Annotated in this window: 19 protein-coding genes; 7 read left to right on the top strand and 12 right to left on the bottom strand. The window is 65.7% G+C overall.

What is annotated here, in order from left to right; genetic code table 11:
* Nucleotides 1-2 precede the first annotated feature (2 nt).
* Together hisH and mutL are read right to left on the bottom strand one after the other, a co-directional pair.
* Nucleotides 3-635, bottom strand: coding sequence for an imidazole glycerol phosphate synthase subunit HisH (gene hisH / locus Q368_RS0114990; RefSeq protein ID WP_029459870.1), 633 nt, complete (start codon nucleotides 633-635; stop codon nucleotides 3-5).
* Between the two features lie 227 nt (nucleotides 636-862).
* Nucleotides 863-2806 (bottom strand): DNA mismatch repair endonuclease MutL, encoded by a 1944-nt coding sequence (gene mutL / locus Q368_RS0114995; protein WP_029459871.1) that lies wholly within the window; start codon nucleotides 2804-2806, stop codon nucleotides 863-865.
* A 111-nt stretch (nucleotides 2807-2917) separates the two neighbouring features.
* Between mutL and alr the strand changes: the two genes are divergently transcribed.
* The 3 genes from alr (at nucleotide 2918) to Q368_RS0115010 (ending at nucleotide 6383) form a co-directional block, all read left to right on the top strand.
* Nucleotides 2918-4039: an alanine racemase gene (alr, locus tag Q368_RS0115000; protein WP_029459872.1), complete on the top strand. Its 1122-nt coding sequence runs from the start codon at nucleotides 2918-2920 to the stop codon at nucleotides 4037-4039.
* A gap of 189 nt (nucleotides 4040-4228) precedes the next feature.
* Nucleotides 4229-5647, top strand: a complete 1419-nt coding sequence (gene guaD, locus Q368_RS0115005) for a guanine deaminase (RefSeq protein ID WP_029459873.1) — start codon at nucleotides 4229-4231, stop codon at nucleotides 5645-5647.
* A gap of 88 nt (nucleotides 5648-5735) precedes the next feature.
* The gene (locus tag Q368_RS0115010; RefSeq protein WP_029459874.1) at nucleotides 5736-6383 is read left to right on the top strand and encodes a putative antibiotic biosynthesis monooxygenase; all 648 of its coding nucleotides are present in this window, start codon (nucleotides 5736-5738) and stop codon (nucleotides 6381-6383) included.
* 21 nt (nucleotides 6384-6404) lie between these two features.
* On the opposite strand, the gene Q368_RS0115015 is transcribed toward Q368_RS0115010, so the two are convergent.
* Nucleotides 6405-7823 (bottom strand): sigma-54-dependent transcriptional regulator, encoded by a 1419-nt coding sequence (locus Q368_RS0115015; RefSeq protein ID WP_029459875.1) that lies wholly within the window; start codon nucleotides 7821-7823, stop codon nucleotides 6405-6407.
* Between the two features lie 129 nt (nucleotides 7824-7952).
* Here Q368_RS0115015 and Q368_RS0115020 point away from each other — a divergent pair, with 129 nt between their 5' ends.
* Both Q368_RS0115020 and Q368_RS0115025 read left to right on the top strand, forming a co-directional pair.
* Entirely contained in the window at nucleotides 7953-8390 is a 438-nt protein-coding gene (locus tag Q368_RS0115020; RefSeq protein ID WP_029459876.1) for a hypothetical protein, read from the top strand.
* Nucleotides 8391-8444: 54 nt separating this feature from the next.
* Nucleotides 8445-9158, top strand: a complete 714-nt coding sequence (locus Q368_RS0115025; protein WP_029459877.1) for a class I SAM-dependent methyltransferase — start codon at nucleotides 8445-8447, stop codon at nucleotides 9156-9158.
* Between the two features lie 34 nt (nucleotides 9159-9192).
* Here the strand turns inward: Q368_RS0115025 and Q368_RS0115030 are convergent, their stop codons facing one another.
* From Q368_RS0115030 to bioF, 3 genes are read right to left on the bottom strand one after another with little or no spacing between them, the layout of a single operon-like run.
* Nucleotides 9193-10029 (bottom strand): methyltransferase domain-containing protein, encoded by an 837-nt coding sequence (locus tag Q368_RS0115030; protein ID WP_084158825.1) that lies wholly within the window; start codon nucleotides 10027-10029, stop codon nucleotides 9193-9195.
* Nucleotides 10026-10634, bottom strand: coding sequence for an alpha/beta fold hydrolase (locus Q368_RS0115035; RefSeq protein WP_029459879.1), 609 nt, complete (start codon nucleotides 10632-10634; stop codon nucleotides 10026-10028). The genes Q368_RS0115030 and Q368_RS0115035 overlap by 4 nt, the downstream gene beginning before the upstream one ends.
* Nucleotides 10631-11809 carry an 8-amino-7-oxononanoate synthase gene (gene bioF, locus Q368_RS0115040; protein ID WP_029459880.1) on the bottom strand — a complete coding sequence of 393 codons (1179 nt, stop codon included), beginning with the start codon at nucleotides 11807-11809 and terminating at the stop codon, nucleotides 10631-10633. Before bioF ends, Q368_RS0115035 begins: the two co-directional genes overlap by 4 nt.
* On the opposite strand from bioF, the gene bioA reads away from it, so the two are divergent.
* A complete protein-coding gene (gene bioA / locus Q368_RS0115045; RefSeq protein WP_245611363.1) occupies nucleotides 11808-13151 on the top strand; it encodes an adenosylmethionine--8-amino-7-oxononanoate transaminase in 1344 nt (447 codons plus the stop codon). The two genes, bioF and bioA, sit on opposite strands and share 2 nt — an antisense overlap.
* Nucleotides 13148-13744, top strand: a complete 597-nt coding sequence (bioD, locus tag Q368_RS0115050) for an ATP-dependent dethiobiotin synthetase BioD (RefSeq protein ID WP_029459882.1) — start codon at nucleotides 13148-13150, stop codon at nucleotides 13742-13744. Before bioA ends, bioD begins: the two co-directional genes overlap by 4 nt.
* Here bioD and Q368_RS25820 read toward each other — a convergent pair.
* The 6 genes from Q368_RS25820 to Q368_RS0115075 all read right to left on the bottom strand — a co-directional run bounded on the left by Q368_RS25820 (nucleotide 13741) and on the right by Q368_RS0115075 (nucleotide 19727).
* Nucleotides 13741-14097 (bottom strand): hypothetical protein, encoded by a 357-nt coding sequence (locus tag Q368_RS25820; RefSeq protein ID WP_156955754.1) that lies wholly within the window; start codon nucleotides 14095-14097, stop codon nucleotides 13741-13743. The genes bioD and Q368_RS25820 overlap by 4 nt on opposite strands.
* Before the next feature lie 353 nt (nucleotides 14098-14450).
* Entirely contained in the window at nucleotides 14451-15650 is a 1200-nt protein-coding gene (locus tag Q368_RS0115055; protein ID WP_029459883.1) for an MFS transporter, read from the bottom strand.
* A 26-nt stretch (nucleotides 15651-15676) separates the two neighbouring features.
* Nucleotides 15677-16366 (bottom strand): CerR family C-terminal domain-containing protein, encoded by a 690-nt coding sequence (locus Q368_RS23970; protein WP_052360187.1) that lies wholly within the window; start codon nucleotides 16364-16366, stop codon nucleotides 15677-15679.
* 158 nt (nucleotides 16367-16524) lie between these two features.
* A complete protein-coding gene (locus tag Q368_RS0115065; RefSeq protein WP_029459885.1) occupies nucleotides 16525-17325 on the bottom strand; it encodes a 2-amino-3,7-dideoxy-D-threo-hept-6-ulosonate synthase in 801 nt (266 codons plus the stop codon).
* A 277-nt stretch (nucleotides 17326-17602) separates the two neighbouring features.
* Entirely contained in the window at nucleotides 17603-18466 is an 864-nt protein-coding gene (locus tag Q368_RS0115070) for an NAD(P)-dependent oxidoreductase (RefSeq protein ID WP_029459886.1), read from the bottom strand.
* A gap of 22 nt (nucleotides 18467-18488) precedes the next feature.
* A complete protein-coding gene (locus tag Q368_RS0115075) occupies nucleotides 18489-19727 on the bottom strand; it encodes an SGNH/GDSL hydrolase family protein (RefSeq protein ID WP_245611364.1) in 1239 nt (412 codons plus the stop codon).
* Nucleotides 19728-19794: the final 67 nt, after the last annotated feature.

Genomic DNA, 19794 nt, shown 5'->3' on the forward strand with positions numbered 1-19794 from the left:
GGTTACCGTGCCTCCTTGCAGTAGGCGGCGAAATTGGCCAGGAGCGATAGCCCGGGACGGCCGCTTTTTTCCGGATGGAACTGCACCGCCCAAAGCCCCTTGCGGCCGTGGATCGAGCAGAAGGGCAGCCCGTAGTCCGTGACGCCGATGACGTATTCGGCGGCGGGCACCGGGTAGTAGCTGTGCACGAAATAGAATTCCGATTTCTTGTCGATGCCGTCGAGGAGCTCGCACGGCCGCGCCAGCGTCACACGGTTCCAGCCCATGTGCGGGATGCGGATGGGTTCGCCGTCCTCGTCGGTGAGCGCCGGCGAGAACATGGCGCACTGCCCGGGAATGACGCCGAGGGCGGTGGTGTCGTTTTCCGCGCTGTATTCGAGCAGGATCTGGCAGCCCACGCAGATGCCGAGCAGCGGCTTGCCGGCGGCCACCTGCGCGGTGAGCAGGGCGTCCAGGCCCGTGGACGTCAGTTCGTGCATGGCCTGGCCGGCCGCGCCGACGCCGGGAAAGACGATGCCCGCCGCGTCGGCGAGCACGGCCGGATCGGCGGTGATGCGGCAGGGGATGCCGAGATGGTCCAGCGCCCGGCGCACGCTCGTCTGATTGCCGGCCTTGTAATCCAATATGGCAAGCATACGGTGTTACTCCTTGCACCTGCCTCCGGCGGCCGGGAGGGGCGTTGCCCCTCCCGGACCACCCCACCGGGGGGAATGATTCCCCCCGGACCCCCGCGAAGGGTGAAAATGGGAGGCCCGTGGAAATTGCTTTGGCGGCAATCTACGGAAGCGCCGCGATGAAGCAGGCACCGGTTGTGAACATTTTTGGCGTGTTTGGCAAGGCGGGCGCGTACGGCGCGAAACGCCTACTTCTTGCGTTTGAACATCTTTTCCATTTCGCGAATCGAAAAGCGCACCGTCACCGGCCGGCCGTGCGGGCAGTAGTCGCGTTCCGGGGCCCTCGCCCACTGGGCGAGAAGCGCCACGGCCTCGTCGTCGGCCAAGCGCGTTCCCGCCTTGACCGCGGTCTTGCAGCTCATGAGGATCCAGAGGTCCTGCAAGGACTTCGATTGCCCGGACAGGGCGGCGGAGAGGTATTCCCGCGCCTGGCCGAGGGTGAGCCCGGGGGGCGCGCCGGTGATGGCGACGACGCCCGGGCGGGGCGTTTCCAGAACGAAGCCGACGGCGCGCAGTTCGTTGTGCAGCTCGCGCAGCCTGGCCTGCTCGCTCGGATGCAGCGACGTCTCGACCGGAATGCCCACCGGCCGGCTGTCGCCGCGCGAGCCCGAGGCCTCCATGGCCGCGTAGATGACGCGTTCGTGGGCGGCGTGCTGGTCCACGAGCACGAGTTCGCGGCCGAGATCCACGAGCAGGTAGGTGTCGGCGAACTGGCCGAGGTAGCGCAGTCCCGGCGGCAGGACGGGTTCGATCTCCTCGGGTGCGCGGGCGCGCAGGGGCTCGGGCGCGCGGGCGAAGGCGGGTTCGGGCGCTTCCTCCGCTTCGGGCGTTTCGGCGCGCGCGTGGCGCTCCACGGCCGGGGGGGCGAAATGGCGCACCGGCGCGGGCTGGCCCTGGCGGCGGTTGTCGGCCGCGGCGCGGGCCGGCGTCGGGGCCGGCGCTTGCGGGCGCAGCGTATACGCCGGCGGGGCTTCGCGCACGGCCTCGCCCATGGGCACGGTCTGCGTCGGCGTCGGCGCGTCGACGCGCACGAGTTCGTCCAGGAAATCGCGGCGGGCGGGGAATTTCGGCGGCTCGCCGTCCGTTTTCACCCACGGTTCGGGTGCGGGCACGGTGCGCAGTACGAGCGCCTTGTCCAGGGCCTGGCCCACGGCGCGGCGCAGGTTGACGAATACGGCCTGCTCGTCGCGAAAGCGCACCTCGGTCTTGGCCGGGTGCACGTTGACGTCCACGTCCTCGGCGGGAATCTCCAGGAAGATGACGCATTGCGGGTATTCCCGCGCGAGCAGCCGGCCCTTGTAGGCCTCGCGCACGGCGGACAGCAGCACCCGGTCGAGCACGGCGCGACCGTTGACGTAGAAAAGCATGCGGTCGGCCCGCGCCTGGGCCTTGAGCGGCTTGCCGAGGACACCGTGGATGCGGATGGGGCCGAGCGCGTATTCCATCTCGAACAGGTCGTCGGTCACGGCCGGCGGCCACATGCCGCCGAGCCGCGCGGTCAGGTTCTGGCCCGCCGGGAAGCGCAGCGTCGTGCGCCCGCCCACGGACAGCTTGAGCGCCACGTCCAGGCGCGCAAGCGCCGCGCGGCAGAAAAGCTCCGTGGCCCGCTTGGTCTCCACGGCCTCGGATTTGAGGAATTTGAGCCGCGCCGGCACCGCGGCGAAAAGGTCGCGCACCTCGATGCGCGTGCCGCGCGGCATGGCCGCCGGGCCGCGCTCGGCGATGCGGCCGTTTTCCACGCGCAAGAACGCGCCCTCGTCAAAGGCCTCGTGGCGCGAGGTGATGACGCAGGTCGATACCGAGGCGATGCTCGGCAGGGCCTCGCCGCGAAAACCGAAGCTCTCGATGCCCGACAGTTCGTCCATGGAGGCGATCTTGCTCGTGGCGTGGCGCGTGACGGCCAGCGGCAGCTCCTCGGGCGTCATGCCCCAGCCGTCGTCGGCGACGGTGAGCAGCGTCCGGCCGCCGCCTTCGATGGAGACCTCGACCCGCGTGGACCCGGCGTCGAGGCTGTTTTCCACGAGTTCCTTGAGCACGCTCGCCGGCCGTTCGACCACTTCGCCGGCGGCGATCTGGTTTTGCAGTTCCGGCGGCAGGACACGGATGGTGCGATGCTTGATGGCGCGAGTCATATTCCCGAGCATACGCCAACTCCAAAACGGACGCCAGCAGGCCCAAGCGGCTGGAAAAGCGGACCCGGGAGGCGTAGGGATTCCCAGCGGCACAATCCAAGGAGGCCCGTCATGCCCATTGCCCACAACTACCTGCGCACCCGGGTGCGCCTGTCCCATATCGTCGCCAACTACGAACTGCTGCGCGGTTTCGGCGGCCACGTCCTGGCCGTGGTCAAGGCCGACGCCTACGGGCACGGCCTGGTCGAAACGGCCGCGGCCCTGGAGGCGGCCGGCTGCGACGCCTTCGCCATCGGCTCCGTGGCCGAGGGCGCGGCGCTTCGCGACGCCGGCTCGCGCGGGGCGATCGTTTCCCTGCTCGGCCCGGTCCTGCCCGAGGACGACGTCCTGGCGCTTGAAAAGGACGTGGTGCCGTTCATTCACGATTTCGACCAGCTCGACCGCCTGGCCAGGGCGGCGGCCAAGGCCGGCAGGAAGGCCAGGGTGGCGCTCAAGTTCGACACGGGCATGGCGCGGCTGGGGTTCACCGAAAAGGACGTGCCGCATCTGCTGGCGCACCTCGGCGAACGGCCCGCCATCGAACCGGTCATGGTCAGCTCGCACCTGGCCACGGCCGACGACCCCACGGCCTTCGACTACGTGAGCGCGCAAGGCGGCCGCTTCGCGCGCATCTGCCAGGCGCTGCGCCACGGCGGGCTCACCTTCGAGGCCTCGCTTTGCAACAGCGCCGGCATCCTGGCCCATGCCGGGGAGTTCGGCTTCGACGCCCGCCGTGCCGGCATCGCGCTCTACGGCGTCAACCCCTTCCAGGGCACGGACCGCGAACAGCTGGGCGTTGGCCTGCTGCCGGCGATGGAAACCACGACTCGCATCGTCTCGGTCCACGACCTGCCGCGCGGGGCCTCCATCAGCTACGGCCGGACGTTCATCGCCGAGCGCGACATGCGCGTGGCCATCGTGGCGGCGGGCTATGCCGACGCCTACAGCCGGGGGCTGTCCAACAAGGGCTTCATGTGCCTTTCGGGCCGGCGCGTGCCGATCCTCGGCCGGGTGTGCATGCAGTTGACCGCCGTGGACGTTTCGGGACTCGAACCCGCGCCCGGCGACGTGATCCACCTGCTCGGCGGCGACGGCCCCGGTGCGGTGACCGCCGCCGACCTCGCTCTGTGGTGGGAGACCATCCCCTACGAGGTGTTCTGCCTGTTCGGGCTCAATCCCCGCGAATTCTGCTGAATGTTTCGTGTCCGGCGCAGCCGCCGGACTCTTTCTTTATTTTGGACTAAAAAAGTAGGGTTTATCCCTGGTCACGGCGTTGTGGCGGCCTTATGTAACGCGCAAGGTCCGGCTCTCGCCGACCGGATGTCTCCAGGACGGCGTACCGGCGCATCTCGTATGAGACGCTTTGCCAGAGGAGAACACACCATGGAAACAGCCCGCAATGCCGATCGCGCCATTCGCGGCATGTTTTTCGACCTCATAGACGATCCCTGGAAATACGCGGACAAGGAGCGCGAGGCGGCCCGATTCCTTCCGGACGGCCTCCTTGTCGTCGCGGGCGGGAGAATCGTCGATTTCGGCCCCTATGACATCGTCGCGCCGCGCCATCCCGGCGTTCAAACCGTGCATCTCGAAAACCGGCTCATTGTGCCGGGATTTATCGACGGCCATATCCACTTCCCCCAGGTGCGCGTGCTCGGCGCGTACGGCAACCAGTTGCTGGACTGGTTGCAGAAGTGGATTTTTCCCGAGGAGCTCAAGTACAGCGACCGCGGCTACGCCCGCGAGGCGGCGGGGAAGTTCTTCGACGCCCTGCTTGCCGCCGGCACCACGACCTGCCAGGCGTTCACCACCAGCAGCCCCGTTTCCACCGAGGAGTTTTTCGAGGAGGCGACGCGGCGCAACATGCGCGTGATCTCGGGCTTAACCGGCGTGGACCGCTTCGCGCCCAAGGAATTCCTCATTTCCCCGGACGACTTCTACCGCGAGTCCAAGCGGCTCATCGAACGCTACCACCGCAAGGGCCGCAACCTCTACGCCATCACGCCACGCTTCGCCGTGGGTTGCACCGGCGAGATGATGGACCGCTGCCGCCAGCTCAAGGAGGAGCATCCCGACTGCTGGGTCAACACCCATATCTCGGAAAACCCCTCGGAAGTGCGCACGGCCAAGGAGCATTTTCCGGACTGCTCGGACTACACGCAGGTGCATGAAAGCCACGGTCTGCTCGGCCCCAAGTTCACGGCCGGGCACGGTATCTGGCTTTCCAATGACGAGATGCGGCGGTTTTCCAAGGCCGGCGCGGCCGTGGCCTTCTGTCCGCTGTCCAACCTGTTTCTCGGCAGCGGCCTGTTCCGCCTGGGTCGGGCCAAGGACCCCGAGCATCCGGTGCGTCTGACGCTCGGCAGCGACATGGGCGGCGGCAACGCCTTCTCCCTCGTGCGCGTGATGGAGGAAGCCGACAAGGTCGGCATGTGCAACAACACCATGCTCGACGGCTCCGTCGATCCGCGCGCCCAGGACCTGGCCGAGGCCGACCGCAACAAGCTCTCGCCTTACCGCGCCTACTACATGGCGACCCTCGGCGGCGCGCACGCCCTGTACCTCGACGATCTCCTCGGCAATTTCGAGCCGGGCAAGGAGGCCGATTTCGTGGCGCTGGACTGGAACGCCGGCCAGGCGGCCATGGCCTGGCATCAGTCCCTGGCCGCGGGCGAATCCGGGCCGCGCACCATCGACGAGGCGGCCCAGCTGCTTTTCGCCGTCATGGCCGTGGGCGACGACCGCAACGTGGACGAGACCTGGATCGCCGGCGAACGCGTCTACAAGAAGGCGAAGGTCTGAGGCGCGGGGCGGAGGACGCCTTGTGCGGCCACGCCGATGCCGCCGGGGCGTCCCCGCCGGCATCGGCGGGCAGTGCAAGGAGGCGGCCATGGAAGTGCGCATCGCACGGGCTTCGGCCGTGGTGTCCCAGCGGGTGCCGCCGGAGCGCGAAGAGTGGTTTCTGGCCTGGCAGCGGGGCGTCTCGGCCGCGGCCGAGACGTTTGCGGGCTTTCGCGGCACGGACGTCTTTCCGCCGGCGGCCGGGTCGGGGGAGTTGTGGATCACGGTGATCCATTTCGATACGCCGGACCAGCTCGAGGCCTGGCTCGCCTCGCCGGTGCGGGCGCAGTGGGTGGAAAAGCTGCGGGAGCGCATCGGCGATTTCGAGCTGGCGTCGTTTTCCCGGGGATTCGGGCCGTGGTTTTCCTGCCTGCGCGAGGGGACCGACCATGCCGCGCCGCCGGGCTGGAAGATGGCGCTTGTCGTACTGCTCGGGCTCTATCCCACAGTCATGTGCCTGACGCTTTTCCCGGGGCCGTTTCTTTCGCCGCTTGGCCTCGCCGTCTCGATGCTCCTTGGCAACGCCATGAGCATCGGCATCCTGCAATGGGGCGTGATGCCGCTTCTTAACGTCGGCTTCGGCCGCTGGCTCACGACCTCCGGGCCGGCCGGGCGCCGCACGACCGTTTGGGGCGTTGCGGTCATCGCCGCGCTGCTTGGCGGGCTGGTGCTCTTTTTTCGGGCGGTTGCGGGATAGGGCATCCCGCCCCGGCGGGGCTCACGCCCGCGTCGGAATGCCGTGGATGCGCAGGTAGCGGTAGAGGCTTTGCTTGCCCAGTTCCGACAGCTCGCAGGCCTTGTGGATGTCGCCGCCGGTCTGCTGCATGAGGGCCTTGAAATAGCGGAATTCGGTGTCCTTCTTGTAGGCGTCGAAGGGGGTGAGGGGCATTTCCGCGGCGGCGGTGGCCTGCTCCGCGCCCTGCGCCGGCTCGACGTCCTGGCTGTGGCCGTTTTCCTGGCGCTTGCCGCTCATGATGCGGATGCGCACTTCGGGCGGCAGGTGCTTGGGATACAGCGTCGGCTCGAACTGGGCGCGCACGATGATGTTTTCCATGAGGTTGACCAGTTCGCGCACGTTGCCCGGCCAGTCGTACTCCTGCAGGCTGTCCAGGAACTCCGGGGAGAAGCCCTTGAGCGGCACCTTGTACTTCTTGCAGTAGGCGTTCATGTAGTGGATGGCCAGCTCGCGGATGTCCTCGCCGCGTTCGCGCAGCGGCGGGATGTGGATGTGCATGGTGCGCAGGCGGAAAAGCAGGTCGTTGCGGAAATCGCCGACCGCGACCAGGGCTTCGAGGTCCTTGTTGGTGGCGGCAACGAGCCTAAAATCGCTCGTTTCTTCCTCCTTGGCCCCGACCGGGCGGAAGCGGCGTTCCTGGAGCACGCGCAGGAAGGCCTTTTGCTGGGAAAAGGGCAGCTCGCCCACTTCGTCGAGAAAGAGGGTGCCCTTATCCGCCTGCTTGATGAGCCCTTCCTGTTTCTTCTCCGCGCCCGTGAACGCCCCCTTGGCGTGGCCGAAGAGCACCGATTCGATGAGCGTTTCCGTGAGGCTCGAGCAGTCCACCACGACGAAGGGGCCTTCGGCCCGGTCGCTGTTGTCGTGGATGGCGCGGGCGAAGAGTTCCTTGCCCGTGCCGGTCTCGCCGGTGATGAGCGTGTTGGCGTCGGCGTTGGCGGCCTGCGCCACGAGGTCGAGGCAGCTGGCCACGCGCTGGCTGTTGCCGATGATGCCTTCGCGCTTTAAGGCGACCGCCGGCGGACGGTTGGCGAACTTTTCCTTGCGGTATTGCAGGGCGCGAATGAGCGGCAGGGTCATGGTCTCGGCCGTGGCCGGCTTTTCGATGTAGTCCCAGGCGCCGTTTTTGATGGCCAGTTCCGCGCCGTTAGGGTAGCTCGCTCCCGTGAAGATGATGACTTCCGGGGCCTTGTCGCGCTCGATGATCTTGGGGATGGAGAGGAGGCCGTTGCCGTCGGGCAGGTCCACGTCGAGGTAGACGACGTCGTAGACGTCGTTGTCAAGGGCCTCGAGCCCCTTGGTCAGGCTCGGGCGCGTCTCGACCTCGTGCCCCATGCCTTCGATGACCAGCCTGCACACCTCGCGGATGTGGGTGTCGTCGTCGATCACCAGAATCTTCGCCATCTCGCCTCCCTTGTGTCCCCCGACACACGGGAATGTGTAAGGGGAAGCGCCGTTTTTGTCGAGACGCGGCGGCCACGGCGTTTGACGCCCGCCGGGGGGATTCGTAAAGTCGCGCCAAGGAGGGCGGATATGCCCGAGGAAACGACCGCGCCGCGCAAGCGCCCCATCCTGGTATGGATTATCTTCCTGTTCTACCTCGTCAGCTCCGTGCAGGTGATCGTGGGCCTTTTTTTCGTCACGGCCGGCGGCGTGGAGATGGCCCCGGAGCAGCAGGCGTATCTGGCCAAGTTCACGGTCATGGACCGGGTGATCGGTTACATCAACGCGGGCCTCACGCTCGTGGGGGTGACGCTGCTTTTTTCGCTGCGCAAACAAGCGGTGAGCGTGTTGGCCGCGGCGTTCGCCTGCAACCTCTTTTCCACGGCCGTAGTCTGGGTGAGGACCGACCCGGCCTCGGTGATCTCCCCGACGGGGCTGACCGCCCAGGCCGTGGGCATCGCCATCTTCGGCGCGGTGGTCTATTACGCCTGGCGGCTGGGCAAGCGGGGCATGCTGCCCAGGCGTTGAGCGCCATTTGGTTGGCTCGGAAAGCTCCTGGCGGAAGGCGTGTAAGGACACTGCATGAAAGAGAAGCCTGGAACATTTAGTGCGGCAAGACATTTTGATGAAAGCCTTGCCGCAAAATACGACCGCAGGATTCGATTGTTTTGTCCAAGCTATGACGCCTTGCACCAAATGATCATTCCCTGGTTGCAGGACTTGCCGGCCAAGGCTGACGTGCTTTCTGCCGGAGCCGGGACAGGGGCTGAAATCATCACGCTCGGCGCGAGCTTTCCCTTTTGGCGTTTTGTCGCCGTGGATGTTTCGTCTGATATGATCCGGGCATGCCAAGCGAGGGCAACGGACGCCGGCATGGCGGAGCGGGTCGCCTATTTCAATGGCCGCTTGCAGGATTATAAACCGGCGGCGGCTTTTGATGCGGCTTCATCCATCTTCGTTTCCCACTTTCTGAAGGAGAGAGATGTCAAGCGTGCCTATTTCAAATCCATATCGGAGAACCTGAAAGTTGGTGGGGTGCTTGTTCTCGCCGATCTCTTCGGCGACAAGGCTTCTCCGGAATTCATGGCGTTACTGGATGCGTGGTTACGATCCTATGCATTGCATGGGGTATCCGATGAAGAGTTGATTCGGGACCGCATGCATATCGAGAGGGATGTGGATTTCGTTCCGGAAAGCGAGTTGACGGCTCTCTTGTGCGACGCGGGGTTCTCAACTCCGTTACGGTTTTATCAAACGTATTTGTTCGGCGGCTGGATTGCCAGGCGTGTCGTTTGAACTTGATATGTTGTCTTGCCGTAGAAAGGCGTCGTCATTTATTCCCCTTGGGCAGGCAAAGGGCTGCTTGTGGCGATTGTGGCTCCTGCCGCGCTTGCCGGGGCATCTCGGAGCGCTTCGATCCGTCCGACGATAGTAATGCCACGGCGTACGTCGTTTCGATCATGCCGTTCCCGGCGCGAAAACGCTCTTCATAATACCGTACGAAGTTCCGGTACCGCGCGGGGCTGGCCACTTTCTTGCCGGGCGTGTGCGTGACTCCCGCGCCTTGCAGGCTGCGCAGCATCGCGCCGACGCTCTCGTGCGCGACGATGTGCGTCTCCTCGCTGACCGTCGCCGCAACGCCCGGCAGATTCGCGAACAGTTCCCGGTAAAACGCCGCCGGCCGCATGGGGTAGACCGAGCCGAAGCCCGTGGCCTGCGACGCTGCGGCAAGCTCCCACAGCGTTCCTTCCACATACAGCGCGATGGCGAAGCCGCCGCCCGGGCGCAACAGCCGCAGGTTCGCCGCGATGGACGCGGCCGGATCGGCGTACCAGTGCATGGCCGAGGCCGAGCAGAGAAAGTCGAACGTGGCCGGGTGAAACGGCGGCCGTTCGCCGTCGGCCGCGACCTTGCGCGCGCCGGGCATGGCCGCGTGCGCGAGCATCCCGGGCGCGAGGTCGAGCGCCACATAGACGCCGCCCTGGCAACGCGGCGCGATTTCGCGCGTGAGCAGGCCGCTGCCGGCCCCGATCTCCAGCACGTTGCCGTGGATTTCGGACGGACACAGCGCGGCCAGCCGCGCGGCGACACGTTTTTGCACCTGGGCCGCGTGTTCGTACGTGGCCCCGGCCCGGTCGAAACGCCGGCGGATGGATGCCTGATTCAAATGACGTGCTCCGCAAGAAGGTCGGGAGAAGGCCAATGCCCGCCGTCGTGGACGCGAAGCGTCGCTCCAGGCAAGAGCGCGAGCGCCCTGTCCAGGGCCGCGCGGCGCACGATGCGGTCGCGCGTTCCCCAGACCACCGTGACATTGGCCGCCGGCACAGGGGTTTCGGCGACGGCGGAGGCGCGCAGGTAGTCGAGCCCGGCGGCAAGGGGCGCGGCCCAGGCCGGATTCCAGGTAGGCGCGCCGGGTTCGCCAGGCGCGCCGCAGTTTTTCCAGAACGCGCGCACCGTGGCCTCGGGGGCTTCGTCCATGGCGGCGCGCATGGATTGGATGATCCGGTCGGGAAAGCTGTCGCCGAAGCGGGCGAAGGGCGCAAAGAGCACCACCTTGCCGGCGTGCGGGAAAAGCGTGGCGGCGTGGCGAAGCAGCATGTGCGCGCCCGTGGACCAGCCGGCGAGCACCCGCGCCGGGCTTGCCGCCACGCGCGCGATGACGGCCGCCTCGTCGCCGTCCACAAACGGGGCGACATAATCCAGGCGCGCCGAAAGCCCGGGAAAGAGCGTTTCGGGACCGGCCCAGCCGGAAACGAACACCGCGTCGGTCATGGGAAAAAGGAAACCCGGAGCCTGGAAAAGCCGAGGCGGATGCGCTTGATGTCTTCGTTCGTGAGGTCGGCGCGCAGCGACAGCCGCAGCCGCGCCGTGCCCTCGGGCACGGTCGGCGGCCGCACGGCGGCGACGAGCAGGCCCTCGGCCATGAGCAGCGCCTGGGCATGCAGCGCCACCCGGTTACGGCCGCAGGCCACGGGTATGATTTGCGTGGTCGAGCCCATGGTGTCGAAGCCGAGGCCGTTTAGGTGGTCCCGGATCTCCTTGGACAGGCGCATGAGCCGCGCGCCTTCGCTGGGGTTGGCCTTGACGTGGCGCAGCGCGGCCAGCGACGCGCCAAGCACCGCCGGCGGCAGGGCCGTGGAAAAGATGAACGACCGGCCCCGGTTGCGCAACAGTTCGATGGTCTCCACCCGGCCGGCGATGAAGCCGCCCTGGGACCCCAGGGCCTTGCTGAGCGTGCCCACATGCACGTCCACGTCCTCGTAAAGACCGAGCGCGGCGCTAAGGCCCCGTCCCCGGCCGAGGACGCCCGTGGCGTGCGCCTCGTCCACGACCACCAGCGCCCCGTGGGCTTTGCCAAGCTCGACGATCCGCGCTAAGGGAGCCACGTCGCCGTCCATGCTGAAGACCGTGTCCGTGACGATGATCTTCTTCTCGGCCTGCGCCTCACGCTCGAGCAGCCGCTCCAGATGCTCCATGTCCAGATGCCGGTAGCGCACGAGCCGGGCTCCGGAGAGCCGGATGCCGTCGATGATGCTGGCATGGTTGAGGCGGTCGGAAAAGACCATGGTGTGCCGGTCGGCCAGGGAGGAAAAAACGGCGAGGTTGGCGGCGTAGCCGCTGCCCGTGACGAGCGCGGCCTCCTGGTATTTGAACGACGCCAACTCCGCCTCGAGCGTTTCGGCCAGGGCGAAGTTGCCGGTGATCAGCCGCGAGGAGCTCGAGGAGCAGCCGTAGCGCTCCAGGGCCTTGGCCGCGCCGAGGACGAGGTCCGTGTGCTCGGCCAGCCCCAGGTAGTTGTTGGAGGCGAGGTTCAGGACCCGCGTTCCCGAATAGAGCAATTCCCGGGCCGCGCCCTCGTCAATGGGCGGTATGGTCCGGAAGCTGTCCGAGTTGCGAAGCCTGGCCGCCTCGGGCACGATGTATCTGCCGAAAAAGGATGTACTCATGGCTAACGGTTCCGGGAGAGAATCCATGCGGATCTGGCATCCCTGCACCCAGATGAAGGATCACGAGTCGTATCCTCCCGTCTTTATGGACCGCGGTCAAGGGATTTACCTCTTCGACCGCGAGGGCAACGCCTACATCGACGCCATATCCTCCTGGTGGGTCAACCTTTTCGGCCACGCCAATCCCCGAATCGTCGCGGCCGTGACCGAACAGCTTTCGCGGCTGGAACACGTGATATTCGCCGGGGTGACCCACGCCCCGGCCGAGGAATTGGCCGATCGTCTCTTGAAGATCGCCATGCCGGGGCTCTCTCGCATCTTTCTTGCGGACAACGGTTCCTGTGCCGTGGAGGCCGCGCTCAAGATGAGCCACGCCTCTTTCCGCAACCTCGGCCATCCCGAAAAATGTCGCTTCCTGTTCCTTTCCAACGGCTACCACGGCGAAACGGCCGGCGCGCTCGGCGTGTGCGGCGACAGGCTCTACGCCGCGCCCTTCAAACCGCTTTTCATCGAGCAGATCGAGGTGCCCGGCCCGGACTGCCTGTTTTGTCCCCACGGCAAAGCACGCGAAACCTGCGACACCGAGTGCTTCGCCCCCATGGATGCGGCCATCGCGGCGCACAAGGACGCACTCGCCGGGGTCATCGTCGAGCCGCTCGTGCAGTGCGCCGGCAACATGCGCATGTACCCGCCGGCGTATCTGGCCAAACTGCGCAGGGCGACGACCGCCGCGGGCGTCCATTTCATCGCCGACGAGATCGCCGTGGGATTCGGGCGCACGGGCACGATGTTCGCCTGCGAACAGGCCGGGGCCACGCCGGATTTCATGTGCCTGTCGAAGGGCATCACCGGCGGCACGCTGCCCCTTTCCTGCGTGCTGACGACCGACGCGGTGTTTGACGCATTTTACCACGACTACGTGGATGACAAGGCATTCCTCCATTCCCACAGCTATACCGGCAATCCGCTCGCCTGCGCCGCGGCCTGCGCCACGCTGCGGATCTTCGAGGACGACGACGTCATAAACGCCAACAAGGCCAAGATCGCGCATTTGCAGCGGGCCGTGCGCGAGCGCTTCGCCGGCTACCGGCACGTCATGGATATCCGCAGCACGGGCTGGATCACGGCGGTGGAACTCTATGCCGATCCCGGGCGCAAGGAGCCCTTCGACTGGCGCAAGCGCATTGGGTTCCAGATATACCAGGAAGCGATCAAGCGCGGGGCGTGGCTGCGCAACCTCGGCGACATCGTCTATTTCATGCCGCCGTACGTGATTACGGAAGCGGAAATCGACAAACTGGCCGACATCGCCCTCGATGCGGTCAAGGCGGTGCTCAAATGAAGCGCTATTTCATTACCGGCACGGGCACGGGCATCGGCAAGTCGCATTTTTCGGCGCTGTTCGCCCGTCGGCTCAAGGAAGAGGGGCTCTCCGTGCGCTACATCAAGCCCGTGGCCACGGGCTATCCCGAGGACGACGACGCGGCGTTCGTGGCGCGCGAGGCCGGCCTTGCCCCGGAGGATGCGGTGACGCTGTATACGGCGAGCGAGCCGGCCTCGCCGTGCTTCGTCTTTGATCCGTTTCCTTTCGAGGAGTGCGTCGCGCGCATGGAGGCGCTTTGCGCGGACCGCGACGCGGTGTTGATCGAAAGCGCCGGGGGCCTCGCCGTGCCCCTTGGCGTGCGGCGCTACAACTACCATTTCGCCCTGGCGCTTGGCTGCGACGTGATTCTGGTCGTGCCGAACAGGCTCGGCTGCCTTTCCGACGCCATCGTCTACGGCCATTTCGCCCAGCGCCACAGGATGGTCCTGGACGCCATCGCCCTCAATGACTTCTTCGCCGAAAGCCCGCGCCACGCCGACCGCAACGCGGCGGAACTGGAGCGGCAGTTTCCTGGGAAGACATTTTATCGTTATTCCAGTTTGGGGGATTAGTGATTTTTCTTTTTTGCTTTTTTAGCCCTTGAATGAATGATTATAGTATATTCTTTTTTGCATGCATTAATTGCTTGTATTATTTGCTTGTAAAAGGATGGATCTTTTTTAAGCTTCTCTTTTTCAAGATCAATATATTCATTGAATAGTTTTGTGGAATTTTCGCAATTACCATTTTCAAAAGATTGTTTTGCTGCACGATATATTTCATCTGATTCTGTGGCCTGGGAAGTGAACGGCAACAGTAAAACAATAAGCACAATACCTAGAGTGAATCTTAAAAATCTATTTGGGAGGATTGCTCGGAAGGTTGATTTTGTTTTGCGTACCGTCGTTATGTATTGTGATGTCATAGGTCAAATCAATTCCTTTATAGAGTGTTACAGCGATAATGATGGCGGCCACTAAGCAAAAGAAGGACCCAGGAGCCCCTCTTCGTAGGGCAAACTCAGCTTTCTCATATCGCACGACGATATCTCCGGCGTTGTTATTGCTATCTTCTTTGGTTGTTAGTAATGGCTTTGAATCATTGGTGAATAATTTGTAGCCCATATAGCCAAACGCTAGGCCGACAGCAAGGCTGGCAAGGGCGTACCATAACGCTATGTAATGTATGGTATGGTCTTGCGGAATATTTAATTCCATAAACAAATATTATTTGACCAAGGAAGCGTTGTTAACAATAGACGATACGACTTCAATCATTTTACGCCCCCGCCGCCAATCCCCCCGCATCGACCTTCCTGCTTGTGAGCACATAACACAGCGCCACGCCGCCGAGGCACCAGACGGCGTCGGCTTCCAGCATGCCGGCGTAGCCCAGGCCGTGCATGGCCGCCGCGCCGAGCACCGGGCCCAGGAAATTGCCGATTTGCAGCGAGAGCATCATCAGGTTGGAATTGACCGTCTTGAAGCGCGGCTCCGAGATGTTGAACATGAGCCCGTAGAGCGCCGGCGAAATGACCCCCGTGCCGATGCCCATGACCAGCGACGAGGCGTACAGGCCGGCCAGGCTTGTGGAATGGGCGGCCAGAAAAAAGCTCGCGGCGGACACGAGAAAGCTGAAACGGATGAGGCTGACCTTGCGCACCCTGTCGAAATGCCTGTTGCCGGCCAGGCGGATGACGATCATGCAGCACATCTGGATGCTGAAATACAAGCCGACGTCCTGGTAGCCCCGCGATTGGAACAGGCCCTTGGCCATGAAAAAAAGCGACGAAAACGCCACGATGTAGATGGCGTTGAGCCCGAGCACCAGGGCGATGGCCGGCTTGCAGGCGTTTTTGTACATCTCGCCGAGCGACAGGGATTTCGTGCCCCAGGCGGCTTCCGGCGCGGCCTTCTGCCGGCGGCCGATGACCCAGATCATGGCAAGCCCCGGCAGCAGCAAAAGCGACATGTCCCGGTAGCCGTAGGCGGTCGAGGGCAGATGCGGCACAACCGCGTCGCACACGGCCGGCACCAGGGAATAGGGCAGCAGTTGGGCGATGGAATAGAGGCTGAAAGCCTGGCCGCTGTGCTCCGTGGGAATGCGCGAGACCATGAGCGTCATGCAGGCCGCGGACAAGAGGTAGACGGCCACGCCGTTGACCAGCCGCACGGCAAAAAGCGCCGCAACGCCTGTCGCGTAGAGGTAGGCAGCGCCGCAGCCGAGCAGGAGCAGCGCGCCGACCTTGGCGCAGGGCACGGCGTTTTTCACGGTCAGGTAGGGGCTTGCGAACAGGAAAAAGGCGATGGTCGCCAGCGCCGACGAGCCGATGAGGAATCCCCGCCAGTCCGCAGGAACGCCGATCTGTTGCAGGTAGACGTAGAGGTTGTAAAAGACCGTGATGTTGCAATAGGTTAGAAATATCAGCAGGCAGGCGAAGACGAAATCGAGGGTGAAGAGGCGCTCTTTCTGGTGCATGGCGAGACGACCGGTGGCAGGGGGCGTTAGGGGTGTTGCGTAAGCCCGCCCGAGACGAAGGCGGCCAGGGCGCGGCCTATGGCGGCGGCGTCCTGCGCCGTATAGGCGGCGGCTTCGCGGAAATGGAGAAACGTGTTTTTGTTGCGCGCAAAGGCGCTGGCGACGATGAAAAGCGAAAAGGCGAGCGCCTTGCAGTCGATGGTCGCCGGAGCCGTGCCGCAGGCCGCGGCGACGAGGGCGGAAAACGCCTCCAGGGTCGGCCTTAGCGCCACGTCGTAGATGGTGTCGAAGCTCGCGGTCGGCGTGATGAACTCCCGCTGCAACAGCAGGCTCATCGACTGCGAGCGGTTGGAGGCGAGCAGCGCTTCGGTGAGCTGCGCCACCATGACGCCGGCGCGCGCGGCAGGGGAGGCGTCGGCGTCCGTGCGCGCGGCGGCCGCGTCCAGGGCGGCGCGGTGCAGCGCGGCCAGTTCCCCGGCCACGCGTGCGATGACCGCCGCGTAGAGCCCTTCCTTGCCGGCAAAATGGAAGGCGATGGAGGCGATATTGGTCTTTGCCGCCGCCGCCACCTCGCGGATGCCCACCCCCTCGAACCCGCGTTCGGCAAAGAGCCGCAGCCCTTCCTCCAGCAGCCGCTCACGGGTGCGCCGGCCCCTGGTTTGATGCGGACCGGCGTCTTGCCCCGCATCCGGCAGGGCATCGTCTTGTTGCGTCATGGGGGGAAGCTACGCCCGCCTGGGACAATGTCAATCGTTTGATTGAATTTGTTGCCGGCGCAGTATCTGCGCCAGGAAAACCGGGGACTGCGCTGCCTTCGGGGCGGGCGCGCGGCAGGATGCGACCCTGCCGCGCGTCTGGGAGCAAGTGACCCCTGCTAATTTCTCGAGAGCAGTTCCATGGCCGCATCGACGCCGGCGTTTTCGTGGACGATGGCCGTAACCGCCCGCAACAGTTTCGCGGGCTCGGGGTCCTGGAAGATGTTACGCCCCACGGACAGGCCCGCGCCGCCGGCCAGGACGCTGTTGCTGATCATTTCGAGCAGCCCGCGGCGGGAATCGATCTTCGGCCCGCCGGCGATGACCACCGGCACGCAGCAGCCGGCCACGACCTTGGCGAAGCTGTCCGGGTCGCCGGTGTAGGGCACCTTGACGATGTCCGCGCCGAGTTCGTTGCCCACGCGCGCGCAGTGGGCCACGACGTCGGCGTCGAACTCGTTTTTGACCTTGGGACCACGCGCGTACATCATGGCCAGGACCGGCATGCCCCAGGAAACCGCGGCCTCGGTCACGAGCCCCAGGTCGTCGAGCATCTTGGCCTCGGTCTCGTCGCCGAGGTTGACGTGCACGGACACGGCGTCGGCACCCAGGCGGACGGCCTCCTCCACCGTGCAGACGAGGGTCTTGGCGTTGGGAAAGGGCGAGAGGCTGGTGCTGGCGGAAAGGTGGATGATAAGCCCCACGTCCCGGCCGCGGGCGCGGTGGCCGCAGCGCACCACGCCCTTGTGCATGAGCACGGCGTTGGCCCCGCCGGACACGATGCCCGTGACGGTTTCGCGCATGTTCTCGATGCCCGCGATGGGGCCGACGGAGACGCCGTGGTCAAGCGGCACGATGATGGTGCGGCCGGTGTCGCGGTTGACGATGCGTTCGAGGCGGATGGATTTGCCGATGGTCATGGTCGTTCTCCTTGCGGTTTTCGCGAAGGAGCCCGGGTCCCCGGTCGGCTTTGCATGAAAAAGGGCCGCCGGGCGATTCGCCCGCGGCCCCTGTCGGCGGTGTTGTGGTTGCGGCCCCTACGCGGCCGCGCCACCCGCCGTGCCGCGAGCGCGAAGGCCGTAATAATAATACGAGCCGGTCGGAAGGATGCGCGCAGCGGGCATGCGGGCGTTCATGAAGAAATCCTAGCGCACGGGCCGGCCGGCCGTCAAGGGCCTTGGCGCGGGGCGGCGGCGCTCAGCCCAGGACATTGAAGACCGCCGCGAAATCCGCTTCGCCAAGGCCCTCTTCCACGAGTTTGCGGTAGAGCGGCTCGAGCACGGGAAGCAGCGGCGAAGGAGCGTGGGCTTCGGCCGCAGCTCCCACGGCGAAACGCAGGTCCTTGGCCATGTGCTTGGCCGGAAACTGCGGCGGAAATTCGCCCGCGCGCAGCATGGGGTCCTTGAGGCGAAACAGGTCGTTGGCCATGGGCCCGGCCATGACCACGTCGAGCAGGGCTTCGCGCGACAGCCCCAGTGACTCGCCCAGGCGCACGGTTTCGGCGAGGCTCGCGACCATGGCCCCGAGCAGCACGTTGACCGTGACCTTCATGGTCGAGCCCATGCCGGCCGCGCCGCAGCGCGCGACCTTCTTGCCCATGGAGAGCAGCACCGGCTCCACGGCGTCGATGGCGGCCGCGTCGCCGCCGGCCAGGATGACGAGCGTGCCCTCTTCGGCGGGTTTCTTGGAGCCCGAGACAGGCGCGTCCACGTACTGCGCACCCGTGGCCAGCACGCCCGCCGCGGCCTCGCGGGCGAACGTCGGGGAAACCGTGCTCATGTTGACCACGGTCTTGCCCGGCCCCAGGCTTTTTGCCGCGCCTGCGGGGCCGAAAAGCACTTCGCGGCAGGCATCGGGGCCGGTCAGCATGCAAATTATGACCTCGCCGGAAGCGGCGGCTGCGGCCGGCGTGGCCGCGACCCTGGCCCCGGCCTCGGCCAGGGCCTGCGCCGGTCCCGCAGAGCGGTTCCAGACCGTGACGTCGTGTCCCGCGCGCAGGCAGTTGCGCGCCATGGCCGTGCCCATGATGCCGAGGCCCAGGAATCCGATGCGCGTCGCCATGGGAAACCTCCTTGCGGATGGCTTATTTTCCGGCGGGCAGGGCGCCTGTGGCGGAGAGCTTGTCGAGCACCTGCCCGCACAGCAGGTCGTAGCCGGTCATGGTCATGTGCACGCCGTCCTTGGCCCGAAGCGACACCTTCTTGCCGCCGATGTCCTTGGCCTGCACGTACTTGCCCGAAGCGTCGGTGAAGATGTCCGAGGCCTCCATGTAGGCGCAGCCGCCGACCTTGGCGCAGGCGTCCTTGGCCGCGGCGTTGACCGCCGCGACACGGGCGTTGTAGGCCGCGTCGCGCATGGCGGGCAGGCCCACCCACACGACCTTGACCCCGGCCCCGGAGGCGATGCGCAGGAAGCCCTCGGCTTTCTCGCGGTACGCGTCGCTCCAGGCGGGAGTGCCGGGCTGTTTGCCGGCGATGGCGTTGTTGGCGTCGTTGCCGCCCATCATCACCACCACGGCCGAAAGCTTTTCCTTGGCCACAAGCTCGCTTAGCCGCTTTTCCCAGTCGAAAAACCGCTTGTTGATGAGCCCGGTGGAGACCTTGCCCAGCGGATGGCAGCCGACGCCGGCCTTGTCCAGGCGGTGGGACATGGTCATGCCGATGCCCACGGCCAGGGAGTCGCCGACCACGGCCACGGATTTGTCCTTGGCGGCCGGGGCGGCTTCGGGCGCTTTTTCCGCGGTGGCGGGCCGGGCCGGGGCCGGCGGTTCCTTGGCCGGAAAAACGTTTTCCGGGGCCGGCGCGGGTTCGATCGGCTCGCTTTTGGGCTGGGGCAGGGCGGCGGCCTGGACGGGCTTGGGCTCCAGGGTCTTCTTGGTCTGCTCCTCGGGCGAGGCCGGGCGGTCGGCCGGCGGCGGCGGCGGCGGCGTTTCGATCACGAGGTCGGCCGGCGGCGCGGCGGCGGGCGGCGCGGCTTCCGGAACGGGTTTGACCTCGGCCTCGGCGGCGCCGGCCGGGGCTACTTCCGGTGCGGGAGCGCCTTGTTGCGTCGTAGCGGTTTTTTCGCTTGCGGTCTTGTTTTCGTTTTTGCCGGAGGTGTTGACGCAGGCCGGGACGAAGGCGGCCGCGACGAGCAGGAACGCGAGGAGAAGAGGAGTTGCGGGGCGCATGATGCTTTGTTGCCAGAATCCGGGTGTGCTGGGGTGTCCGTGAATAGAATCCGGGGTCGCCGCGGGAAACGGCGCTGCGTCCCCGGCCGCGGTGTCGCCGGCTTGGCGCTCGGGCTGCGCCGGCGGCGTCCTGGTGCCGAAAACGATGTTCATGGGGAAGCTTATGACCCAAGGTGCAGGGCCGGTCAAATCCAAGATGCGGCCTGGGAGCAGGGCGGTC

The sequence above is a fragment of the Solidesulfovibrio alcoholivorans DSM 5433 genome (assembly GCF_000702665.1).
GTDB classification, from domain to species: Bacteria; Desulfobacterota; Desulfovibrionia; order Desulfovibrionales; family Desulfovibrionaceae; genus Solidesulfovibrio; species Solidesulfovibrio alcoholivorans.